7 protein-coding genes are annotated in these 11,892 nt (G+C 66.3%); 4 read left to right on the forward strand and 3 right to left on the reverse strand.

The annotated features are described in order from the left end of the window. The first annotated feature begins 49 nt into the window (after positions 1-49). Positions 50-2,248 carry a 1,4-alpha-glucan branching protein GlgB gene (glgB, locus tag ACJH71_RS19935; protein WP_406759709.1) on the forward strand — a complete coding sequence of 733 codons (2,199 nt, stop codon included), beginning with the start codon at positions 50-52 and terminating at the stop codon, positions 2,246-2,248. Here glgB and ACJH71_RS19940 read toward each other — a convergent pair. Genes ACJH71_RS19940 through malQ form a run of 3 tightly spaced genes read right to left on the reverse strand, consistent with a single transcriptional unit; the run spans position 2,232 to position 7,429 of the window. Beyond that, positions 2,232-3,593 carry a maltokinase N-terminal cap-like domain-containing protein gene (locus ACJH71_RS19940; protein WP_406759710.1) on the reverse strand — a complete coding sequence of 454 codons (1,362 nt, stop codon included), beginning with the start codon at positions 3,591-3,593 and terminating at the stop codon, positions 2,232-2,234. The two genes, glgB and ACJH71_RS19940, sit on opposite strands and share 17 nt — an antisense overlap. Next, the gene (treS, locus tag ACJH71_RS19945) at positions 3,590-5,401 is read right to left on the reverse strand and encodes a maltose alpha-D-glucosyltransferase (protein ID WP_406759711.1); all 1,812 of its coding nucleotides are present in this window, start codon (positions 5,399-5,401) and stop codon (positions 3,590-3,592) included. Before treS ends, ACJH71_RS19940 begins: the two co-directional genes overlap by 4 nt. 30 nt (positions 5,402-5,431) lie before the next feature. After that, positions 5,432-7,429 (reverse strand): 4-alpha-glucanotransferase, encoded by a 1,998-nt coding sequence (malQ, locus tag ACJH71_RS19950; RefSeq protein ID WP_406759712.1) that lies wholly within the window; start codon positions 7,427-7,429, stop codon positions 5,432-5,434. A 123-nt stretch (positions 7,430-7,552) separates the two neighbouring features. Between malQ and ACJH71_RS19955 the strand changes: the two genes are divergently transcribed. From ACJH71_RS19955 to treZ, 3 genes are read left to right on the forward strand one after another with little or no spacing between them, the layout of a single operon-like run. Then, the gene (locus ACJH71_RS19955) at positions 7,553-7,804 is read left to right on the forward strand and encodes a hypothetical protein (protein ID WP_406759713.1); all 252 of its coding nucleotides are present in this window, start codon (positions 7,553-7,555) and stop codon (positions 7,802-7,804) included. Positions 7,805-7,807: 3 nt separating this feature from the next. Continuing rightward, complete coding sequence (treY, locus tag ACJH71_RS19960) at positions 7,808-10,108, forward strand: malto-oligosyltrehalose synthase (RefSeq protein ID WP_406759714.1); 2,301 nt, start codon at positions 7,808-7,810, stop codon at positions 10,106-10,108. Next, positions 10,101-11,843, forward strand: coding sequence for a malto-oligosyltrehalose trehalohydrolase (treZ, locus tag ACJH71_RS19965; RefSeq protein WP_406759715.1), 1,743 nt, complete (start codon positions 10,101-10,103; stop codon positions 11,841-11,843). The genes treY and treZ overlap by 8 nt, the downstream gene beginning before the upstream one ends. Positions 11,844-11,892 lie beyond the last annotated feature (49 nt).

Raw genomic sequence — 11,892 nt, forward strand, 5'->3', positions numbered from 1 at the left:
GGTATCCCGGTCGGAAAGACGCAAGTCGATCCGACGAACGGGGAGCTCGGTGCTGGACCGAATCGAGATCGACCGGCTGTTGTCCGGTGCCCATCACGATCCACACGCGATCCTTGGCGCCCACGACAACGGTGAATGCACGGTGATCCGCGCCCTGCGCCCGGGGGCGGCAGCCGTGACGATCCTGGTGGGTGACGACCGGGTGCCCATGGAGTACCTGGGTGAGGGGTTGTTCGCCGCGACGCTGCCGTTCGCCGACCTGATCGACTATCGGTTGCAGATCGACTATCCCGGTACCGCGGAACCGCAGACTGTGGCCGACGGGTATCGCTTCCTGCCGACACTGGGCGAGATCGACCTGCATCTGTTCGGCGAGGGGCGACACGAACGGCTGTGGGAGGTCCTTGGCGCCCATCCACGCACGTTCACCACCCCGGACGGGTCGGTGACGGGTGTGTCGTTCGCGGTGTGGGCGCCCAACGCCAAGGGAATCGGGTTGATCAGTGACAGCACCGGCTGGGACGGCATCGGAGCGCCCATGCGGGTACTCGGCTCTTCCGGTGTGTGGGAGCTGTTCTGGCCGGGATTCCCGATCGGCGGCCTGTACAAGTTTCGGGTCCACGGCGTAGACGACGTCGTCACCGAGCGGGCCGATCCGATGGCGTTCGCCGCCGAAACTCCGCCGCACACCGCCTCGCGCGTCACCACCAGTCGCTACACCTGGGGTGACGGCGACTGGATGAGACGGCGGGCCACCGCAGATCCCGCATTCGAAGCGATGAGCATCTACGAGGTGCACCTCGGCTCCTGGCGGCCGGGGTTGAACTACCGCCAGCTTGCCACCGAATTGACGGACTACGTTGTGGAGCAAGGGTTCACCCATATCGAACTGCTGCCGGTCGCCGAGCACCCGTTCGGCGGGTCGTGGGGATATCAGGTGACGTCGTACTACGCGCCGACTGCTCGCTTCGGCACTCCGGACGACTTCCGTGCCTTGGTCGACGCGCTGCACCGCGCCGGCATCGGAGTAATCGTGGACTGGGTGCCGGCGCACTTCCCGAAGGATGCCTGGGCATTGGGCCGGTTCGACGGCACCGCGCTGTACGAACATGCTGACCCGCGCCGCGGCGAGCAACTCGACTGGGGCACCTATGTGTTCGACTTCGGCCGCCCCGAGGTGCGTAACTTTCTGGTGGCCAATGCACTGTATTGGCTGCTGGAATTCCACATCGACGGGCTGCGAGTGGACGCCGTGGCTTCGATGCTCTACCTGGACTATTCACGGCCGGAGGGCGGCTGGACGCCCAACGTCCACGGCGGGCGGGAGAACTTGGAGGCAGTCCAGTTCCTGCAGGAGATGAACGCAACCGCACACAAGTCGGTGCCCGGCATCGTCACCATCGCCGAAGAATCCACCTCGTGGCCCGGCGTATCGAGGCCGACCAGCCTTGGCGGGCTGGGCTTTTCGATGAAGTGGAACATGGGCTGGATGCACGACACGCTGTCCTATCTCGGTCACGACCCGGTGCATCGCTCCTATCACCACCACGAGATGACCTTCTCGATGCTCTACGCCTACAGCGAGAACTTCGTGCTGCCGATCAGCCATGACGAAGTGGTGCACGGCAAGGGCACACTGTGGAGCCGGATGCCTGGCGACGACCATGCCAGGGCGGCCGGGGTGCGCAGCCTGTTGGCCTACCAGTGGGCGCACCCCGGTAAGCAGCTGCTGTTCATGGGCCAGGAGTTCGGTCAGCGTGCCGAGTGGTCGCAGGAGCGCGGATTGGACTGGTTCCAGCTCGACCCGCAACGTGCAGACTCTGGATTCTCCACCGGAATACAGTGCTTGGCACGCGATCTCAACTCCGTTTACCGCAGTCGCCCCGCGCTGTGGAGCGAAGACTTCAACCCGAACGGCTATTCCTGGATCGACGCCAACGACTCCGCCAACAATGTGCTGAGCTTCTTGCGCTACGCGTCGGACGGGTCAGTGCTGGCGGCGGTGTTCAACTTCTCCGGTGTGGCGCACACCGACTACCACCTGGGTCTGCCCTTCGCGGGCCGGTGGCGCGAAATACTCAACACCGATGCCGTCGATTACAACGGCGGCGGCGCAGGCAATTTCGGTGGCGTGGACGCCGTCGACGAGCCCCGTCACGGCCGCCCCGCCTCTGCGGTGCTGGTGCTGCCGCCGCTGTCGGCGCTGTGGCTGGAGCCCCAGGAGGCTGTTGTCACGCCGGGCTGGTGAGTCGATTCAGCGCGCGCAGTGGAATGGGCAGCCAGGCGGGCCGGTGCCGGGCCTCGTAGCCGGCCTCATAGACCGCCTTGTCCACTTCGTAGGCGGCCAGCAGTGCGGCGCAGTCGCGCGGATCGGTGCCCGATTCCGCGCCATAGCCGTCACAGAAGGCGCTGCGACAACGGTCCAGCCACTCGCGCGCCCGGGTGGCCAGTTGCCGGTCTTGACCATCACGCGCCACGTCGGCCAGCTTCCCGTACGCGGCGTACTCGTAGGACCGCAGCACGCCGGCCACGTCTCGCAGCGGCGAGTCCGGCCTCCGACGCTCCGACAACGGCGCACCGGGTTCGCCTTCGAAGTCGATCAGCAGCCATCCGTTCGGGGTGCGAAGCACCTGGCCCAGATGCAAGTCGCCGTGGACTCGCTGGACCGTGATGGTCTCACCGGCCAGCGCCGCAAACCGTTGTTCGATAGCGGCCATGTGGGGGCGTACCTCGGGCACCGTCGCCGCCGTCGCCGCCAACCGTGACAGCAGTGCCTCGGCGGGGAAGACCGACTGCGACGTCCCCAAACTGTCGGCAAGTGCCCGATGGACCGATGCGACAGCCTCGCCGAGACGGTAGGACTCACCGGCAAAGTCGCCGCCCACTTCATAGGCATACAGATCGGCCTCGGCGAACAGGTCACGCACACTGGCGGTCGCCATCGCCCAACCCTCGGCTGAGTTCATCGCGTATTCGCTGACCATGCCCAACGCGTAGGGCAGCGCGCCAGAGTCGCTCGGCAACTCGATCTGGTAGGAGCCCAGCAGGCGCGGCACGTGTGGGTTGGCGGCCCGACCCAGCGCCGCGTTGAGCTCGATGTCCGGATTGATGCCAGCCCTGATCCGCCGGAAAACCTTGAGGACCACCTTTTCCTCGACGATGACGCTGGTGTTGCTCTGCTCGGCTTCCGATACGCGAGAATCGGCCCGAACCGGCAGCGGCACTCCCGGCTCCGGTGTGAACGTGACCTCGCCGCGTCGGGCCGAAGAATCGATCAGCGACAACAAGACTCGGGTTGCCGCAACGTCATACAGCGCGTCGTAGGCGGTATGCCCATCGTGGGTTCCGATCATCGCGATCTGGGCGTACTCCGGTGCCATGTCCACATCCCAGCTGACAAGCACCTGGTAGCGATCGGTGGTTCCGTCGGTGTAGTCGGCATCGATCAGCACCAGTTGCAGTCCACCGCCCAGCTGCACCACCTGGGCGGGATCTGCGCTCGCCAGTTGCCGATTGCGTCCCGCGTACCAGCGCCGGGTCGGTAGCCATTCGGCCCACGGCAGGTGCGCTGGTTCGCCGATGCCACCAGTCATGACATGTCCTCCTTCGGCTCGCATGGCTCGCTCAGCTGAAACCAGTAGAAGCCGTGGCCGGGCAGCGTGAGTAGGTAGGGGAGTTTTCCGATTCGCGGAAACTCCACGGACCCGGTGAGTTCCACCGGCGTGTGGCCGTCCCAGTGCTGCAGATTCAATTCGATCGGCTGCGGAAACCGGGACAGGTTGTTGACGCACAAGACGGTGTGCCCCTGGACGCGCCCATCGCCGCCGGAGATCTCCCGTACATAGGCCAGCACCGAGGGATTGGACCCGCCCAATTCCCGGAATCCGCCGAGGGCGAAAGCTTCGTATCGGCGTCGAATGGCGAGCATGGTGCGGGTCCAGTTGAGCAGCGACGTGGAGGTATCGCGTTGCGATTCGACGTTGACCGACTGATGGCCGTACACCGCGTCTTGAATGGGAGGCAGGTAAAGACGGCCGGGGTTCGCGGTGGAGAAGCCCGCATTGCGATCGGGTGTCCACTGCATCGGGGTGCGTACCGCGTCGCGGTCACCCAGCCAGATGATGTCGCCCATTCCTATCTCGTCACCGTAGTAGAGGATCGGGGATCCGGGTAACGACAGCAGCAGTGCGGTGAACAGTTCGATCTGGTTGCGGTCTTTGTCCAGCAGCGGGGCCAACCGGCGTCGGATCCCCACATTCGCCTTCATCCGCGGGTCTTTCGCGTATTCGGCGTACATGTAGTCGCGCTCGTCGTCGGTGACCATCTCCAAGGTCAGTTCGTCGTGGTTGCGCAGGAAGATTCCCCATTGCGCCAGGTGGGGGATCGGTGGCGTCTGCGCCATGATCTCGGAAATCGGGAAGCGCGACTCGCGACGCACCGCCATGAAAATACGTGGCATCAAAGGGAAGTGGAATGCCATGTGGCATTCATCGCCGCCGGTGTCGGGGTTGCCGAAGTATTCGACCACATCTGTGGGCCATTGATTGGCCTCGGCCAGCAGAACCCTGCCCGGGAACTCGTCGTCGACCACCTTGCGGCAGCGCTTCAGGAAATCATGTGTCTCGGGCAGGTTTTCGCAATTGGTTCCCTCCCTCTCGAACAGGTACGGCACCGCGTCCAAACGAAAACCGTCGATACCGAGGTTCAGCCAGAACCGCAGCACGTCGATCATGGCCTCCTGCACCGCGGGGTTGTCATAGTTCAGGTCGGGCTGGTGGGAGAAGAACCGGTGCCAATAGAACTGCTTGCGCACCGCGTCGAACGTCCAGTTGGATTCCTCGGCGTCGACGAAGATGATCCGGGCGTCGGCATACCGTTCGCTGGTGTCGCTCCACACGTAGTAGTCGCCATGTGGGCCGTCCGGGTCTTGCCGCGACTGTTGAAACCAGGGGTGGCTGTCGGAGGTGTGGTTCATCACCAGGTCGGTGATCACCCGAATACCGCGGCGGTGCGCAGCGTCGAGCAGTTCGACGAAATCGTCGACCGTGCCGAACTCCGGCAGAACCTTGTAGAAGTCCCGGATGTCGTAGCCACCGTCGCGCAACGGCGAGTCGTAGAACGGCGGCAGCCACAGGCAGTCGACGCCGAGCCACTGCAGGTAGTCCAGTCGCTCGGTCAGGCCCCGCAGGTCACCGATGCCATCCCCATTGGAGTCGTAGAACGCCCGGACCAGCACCTCGTAGAACACCGCTCGCTTGAACCAGACGGGATCCGCCGGCAGGGCCGCGGCATCGCCGAAGTCGTCCGCGCTCGGGTGCTCGACGATGCCGTCCTCGACATGGCTGCCCGCCACGGGGTCCGCTAGGTCCTGACCAAATTCGTCGTCAGCGTCGATGGCCATATCTCGACATGTACCCCATTCCGGACGTGATTACCTGGCGGAGGTTTGGTGACCGTGATCGTGCGAGAACAACGCGGCAGTGCGGGCGATCCTCGGATCGGTCTGCAACAGCTCAAGAGGCTCGGACAGCGGCAGGCGCCAGTTCGGATACTGGTCGACGGTGCCGGGCAGGTTGGGCTGACAGGGTTCGGCCAGCACGTCGTAAGGGGAGAGGAGTTTCAGCCGGCTCGGCGTGGCTGCCAAGAAACGGTGCATGGCGTCGATGATTCGCGGCTCATCCGGGGCCATGTCGTCATGCTCGAGGAACCCTTCGGAACGCAGCAGCGCCAGCCATTCGGCGCGTTCTTTCTCGGCGGCGTCCTGCGCGGCCGCCACGTCGTCGAGCAGACCCCGCTCCGCGCGTGCCCGCACATGCTCGGCGCGGAAGAATCCGGCCGCGGTGGGTAGGTCGTGGGTGGAGATGCTGGCAGCCACCCGCGCGGGCCACTTCCCCGGCGGAAGTAACGGCTGACCGGGGGCCGAATCGTCGCGGGTGAACCAGGAGACCGCGCATCCCAGCATTCCGTTGTCGGCCAGCGCACGGGTGACGGAGGGTTCGACGGTGCCCAGGTCCTCGCCGATGACGACGGCGTTGGCGCGATGCGCCTCCAGCGCCAGCACCGCGATCATGACGTCGGCGTCGTAGTGGACGTAGGTGCCGCGATCGGGGCTCTCGCCAGGCGGGATCCACCACAGCCGCCACAAGCCGGCGACGTGATCGATACGCACACCGTCCGCGTGGGCCAGGACGGCCCGCAACATGTCGCGCACCGCGCGGTAGCCGGTGGCCGCCAAGCGGTCCGGCCGCCAGGGCGGTAGACACCAGTCCTGTCCGCGAGGGCTGAACGTATCCGGGGGCGCGCCGACGCTGGCCTCAACGGCCAGTACGTCGGCCAGGGCCCACGCATCGGCGCCATCGCCGTCGACGCCGACGGCCAGGTCGTGCAGCACGCCCACGGCCATGCCCGAGTCCCTGGCGGCGCGCTGCACCGCCAGCAGCTGCTCGGTGCAGCGCTGCTGCACCCACGCATGAAACGCGACCCTCGGCGCGAGCTCCCGCCGCGCGGCCGCCACCGCGGCGCCGGTTACGTCCTGCAGCGGCGCAGGCCAACCGGACCACCGACCACCGTGGCGTTCGGCCAGTGCGCAGTAGGTGGCCCAGTCACGCAGCGCCCGGGGCTCCGACGACTCGTCAAGCCCGCTGGGACGCCCTTCAGCACGCCAGAGCAACTCCAGGGCCGAGCGTTTGGCTGCCCAGACCAGGTCGTAGTCGATTCGTGCGGTGTCCGCAGCGACCCGCAGCGCGTCGACCTCCGCCCGGGTGTCCGGATCGGCGCGCTGGTAGGCGGCCAGGTCAACGACGCACAGTGCCAACGGGTTGGCGAACCGCCGGCTCGACGGCGTATACGGTGACGGCTGCACCGGATGCGTCGGCCCCGGCGCGTGCAGCGGATTGAGCAGCACCGCGCCGGCGCCGTGCTCGGCGGCTGTCCAGGACACCCAATCCCGCAGGTCTGACAGGTCGCCGATTCCCCAGGAGCGCGCGGACCGCAACGCGTACAGCTGCAGCATCCATCCCCAGGCATCCGGCGCCTGCGGCACCCGCGTCGGAGCCGCCACCAGGGTGGCCTCTTGGCCGCTGCGCAGCTCAACTTGGTACCAGCCCGGCGACAGCTCGGCGGGCAGTTCATCGCGCACCACCGTGCGCTCGCCGTCCTCGCTCACCAGTGCGGCGGCCCCGGGAAACGGTAGGGCAGTGCCGGTCACCCGCACGGCGGCCGTCGGAGGCGAGCCGCCCGCACGCTCGCGTTCGTCCAGCCTGAGCAACTCATGACGACGGGCGGCTTGGTTGCCCGCCTCGACTTCCATCAGCCGAAGAACCCGGACAACGACGTCGGCATCCACCTGCACCAACTCGCGCCGTTCGTTGCGATAGGCGGTGGCTACGCCGTGTGCCGCGGCCAGCCGGCGTAGGTCATCGGGTGCCACGAACAACGCCTATACCCACCCGGGGTGCATTTCAACAGTCTGCATCGTGAACCGGACCGTAGTGTCGTAGCAGGCGATAGTTTGACCGGGCGGCGGGCGGGTAGCCCCCGTCGGCAAAGGCGGGTGGAATCGAAAGTGCTGACGAAATTGGGCGAGGACGGGCATTGCCCGAGGTCCGGCGGGGTGGTTGACCGGTTCCTGCTGTGCTTCAATGCGCACGAGGGGACGGGCGAGTTCGCCGTTCCCGGCAAGGATTACGCCCCAGAATGGACCGTCGAATTGGACACCGCAGAGCCGGCATCCCGCGCTGAGCAGGCCGTGCGACCCGGGGGCGCGCTGCCCGTTTCGCTGCTGGTCTTGAGGAAAGTGCGCTAACGCATGGCCCGCCCAGTGCTGTCCACCTACCGGTTACAGCTGCGGGGCGCAGAAAGCGGCTTCGCGTTCACCTTCGCCGACGTCGAGAAACTTCTCGGCTATTTCGATGCGCTGGGGATTTCGCACCTCTACCTCTCGCCGATCATGACCGCGGTGCGCGGATCGAGCCATGGTTACGACGTCGTCGATCCGACCACGGTCTCCGCCGAGCTGGGCGGCCCGGCGGGTTTGGCGCGGCTCTCGGCGGCCGCGCATGCCCGCGGGATCGGTCTGATCATCGACATCGTGCCCAATCATGTCGGCGTGCAAAGGCCCGAGCAGAACCCGTGGTGGTGGGACGTGCTCAAGCACGGCCGATCCTCGCGGTATGCCGCGTTCTTCGACATCGATTGGGACCTTGGTGACGGACGAATCATGCTGCCGGTACTGGGCTCTGACGACGACGTCGCCGACCTGGCCGTCGACGGCGAGTCGCTCCGTCTGGGTGATCTGGTGTTTCCGATCGCGCCCGGAACCGGCGCCGGCAGCGGAGCCCAAGTCCACGATCGCCAGCACTATCGGCTGGTCGGCTGGCGCAACGGCGGCTGTGGATACCGCCGCTTCTTCTCGATCACGTCGCTGGCCGGCCTGCGTCAAGAGGACCGGGTGGTCTTCGACGCCTGGCACGCCGAGCTGGCGCGCTGGTTCGACGCGGGCCTTGTCGATGGGGTGCGGGTCGACCACCCGGATGGGCTGGCGGATCCGCAGGGGTATCTGCAATGGCTGCGGGAGCTGGTCGGACCTGACGCCTGGATCGTCGTGGAAAAGATTCTGGCCGTTGACGAGTCACTCGACGTCAACCTTCCGGTGGCCGGCTCCACCGGTTACGACGTCCTGCGGGAGATCGGCGGGTTGTTCATCGACCCGAACGGTGAACCGGCGCTGACCGAGTTGTGTGAAACCGCCGGCGTTGACTACCGCGCGATGCCGATCCTGCTGGCCGAGCAGAAGGAGATCGCCGCTGCCGAGACGCTGGGCAGCGAGCTGGCGCGGCTGTGTCGTTGTGTGGTGAGTGCCGCCGGCGCCGACCATCCGCGGTTGGCCGACGCCATCGTGGCCGTGCTCGGTCAGGTGGGTGTCTATCGCGGCGACTATCCCGGGTTGGCGGCGATATTGCCGGTGGCGCTGGCACACGCGCATGCGCAGCGGCCCGAACTCGACGAACCGCTTGCAGTCCTCGCGGCTGCGATCGCCGACGGTGGGGAAGCAGCGGTGCGGCTGCAACAGCTGTGCGGAGCGGTGACCGCCAAGGCAACCGAAGACTGCCTGTTCTACCGGGATGCCCGGCTGGTGTCGCTCAACGAAGTCGGCGGCAACCCACAGTATTTCGGTGTGGGCTCGGCCGAGTTTCATCACCGGGCCGCCACCCGGGCTCGGCATTGGCCGCAGACCATGACGACGCTGTCCACCCACGACACCAAACGCGGCGAGGATGTACGGGCGCGCATCGGCGTGCTGTCGCAGGTGCCGTCGTTATGGGCGGAGTTCGTCGCTCGTTGGGAATCCAGGACGCCCGCACCCGATCTGGCTACCGGACTTTTCCTGTGGCAGAACATTTTCGGTGTGTGGCCAGCCGACGGCCGGGTGACCACCGCACTGCGCGAGCGGTTGCACGCCTATGCCGAAAAGGCGGTTCGCGAGGCGGACCGCCGGACATCGTGGCACGACCCCGACGCAGAGTTCGAGGGTGCGCTGCACCGATGGCTCGACGACATACTGGATGGCCCCATCGCTCAGGAGCTGACGCAGTTCGTTGCCGAACTCGCTCCGCACATCGACAGCGACATCCTCGGCCAGAAGCTCTTGGCCCTGACCGTCCCCGGCATCCCGGACGTCTATCAGGGCACCGAACTCTGCGATGACAGTTTGGTCGACCCGGACAACCGGCGACCGGTCGACTACGCCGCGCGCCGCGAAGCGCTGGAGTCTTTGCATCGGCACCGGAAGATGCGGGTGGTCGCCGCCGCGCTGCAGATGAGACGAGCACGTCCCGACACCTTCCTGCACGGCGGCTATCAGCCCCTGCCGGCGTCGGGCGCGGCCGGAGATCAGGTCGTGGCTTTTCGCCGGGGCGATGACGTAGTGGTGGCGGTCAGCCGGTGGACGGTGCGCCTGCAGGGCACCGGGTGGGGCGATACGGTGGTCGCGCTGCCTCCCGGCACGTGGTCTGACGTGCTCTCCGGCATCAGACACAGCGGGCCGGTGCGGGCCGTCGAGTTGTTCGCCGATCTACCGGTTGTGCTGCTGGAGCGTGTCGATGACTGAGTTCGCCGTCTGGGCACCGAATTCGGCAGTCGTCGGCCTCGATGTCGACGGGGTGCCGCACCCGATGGCCCGTTCGGATGATGGGTGGTGGCGAACGACGGTCGACGTGGCGCCGGATGCGCGCTACGGCTACCTGCTCGATGACGACCCGCAGGTACTCCCGGATCCGCGGTCGGCCCGCCAGCCCGACGGAGTGCACGCGCGCTCGGCCTTGTGGGATGCGTCCAGCCTGAAATGGACCGACGACGACTGGAAGGGAAGGCCGGTCGAAGGCGCGGTGATCTACGAACTGCACATCGGCACATTCACGCCCGTCGGCACATTCGACTCCGCGATCGCCAAGCTGGATCACCTGGTCGATCTGGGCGTCGACTTCGTGGAACTGATGCCGGTCAACGCCTTCTCCGGTGAGCACGGCTGGGGATACGACGGTGTGTTGTGGTACGCCGTGCATGAGCCCTATGGCGGCCCGGATGGGTTGGCGCGCTTTGTCGACGCCTGCCATGAACGCGGCCTCGGCGTGCTGATCGATGCCGTCTTCAATCACCTTGGGCCGTCCGGGAATTTCCTTCCCCGCTTCGGGCCGTACCTGTCGCAAGCCCGTAACCCATGGGGCAATTCCATCAACATCGACGGCGCCGACTCCGACGAAGTACGCCGCTACATCATCGACTGTGCGCTGCGCTGGATGCGCGTCTTCCACGTCGACGGCCTCCGACTGGACGCCGTGCACGCGCTGGTGGACACCACAGCGATCAATATTCTTGAGGAGCTGGCTGCCGAAACCGACGCGCTTGCCGCGCAGCTGGGGCGTCCGCTGTCACTCATCGCGGAAAGCGATCGCAACGACCCACGGACCGTCACCCGGCGCGAGGACGGCGGTTACGGGATCACCGCGCAATGGGATGACGACATCCACCACGCCATCCACACCGCGGTATCCGGCGAGCGGCAAGGCTATTACGCCGACTTCGGGAGCATGGCCACCCTGGCGACCACGTTGCGCAACGGCTTCTTCCATGCGGCCACCTACTCGTCGTTTCGCCGCCGGCGCCATGGCCGGCCGTTGCCGATCTCACAGATCCCGGCCACCCGCCTATTGGCCTACACGTGCACGCACGACCAGGTCGGCAACCGCGCGCTCGGTGACCGCCCATCGCAGAACCTGACCGCCGGGCAACTCGCGATAAAAGCTGCGCTGGTACTGCTGTCGCCCTATACCGCAATGCTTTTCATGGGGGAGGAATGGGGTGCGCTCACCCCGTTTCAATTCTTCAGTTCCCATGAGGACCCACAGGTGGCACGCGCCACCGCCGAAGGCCGCAAGGCCGAGTTCGCCGAGCACGGCTGGAACGCCGACGAGATCCCCGACCCGCAGGATCCCGATACCTTCCACCGGTCCAAGCTGGCGTGGGGCGAGCTCGAAGACCAACGCCACGTGCAGCTGCTCCGCCTCTACCAGGCGCTGATCGGGCTGCGCACCGAGATCGATCCGGTCGGCCCCTGGTTGAGCCAGCTCGTGATCGACTACGACGAGGACAGGCGATGGATCGCCATGCGCCGCGGTCCGCTGCTGCTCGTCTGCAATCTCGGCGAGGACACGGTGAGTGTGCCGGTCTGTGGCGAGCTGGTACTGGGCTGGGGGACACCAGAGTGTGAGAGCGACATCACACGGTTGCCGGGGCATTCGTTCGCGGTTCTGCGTCTGCCCCAGAAGTCCTTGGCCCCGAAGTGATTCACGCAACATTCTTCCCGCGATGACGTCGGCATCACCTCCGGTCGGC

The sequence above is a fragment of the Mycobacterium sp. SMC-15 genome (assembly GCF_045310925.1).
In the GTDB taxonomy this organism is placed as follows: domain Bacteria; phylum Actinomycetota; class Actinomycetes; order Mycobacteriales; family Mycobacteriaceae; genus Mycobacterium.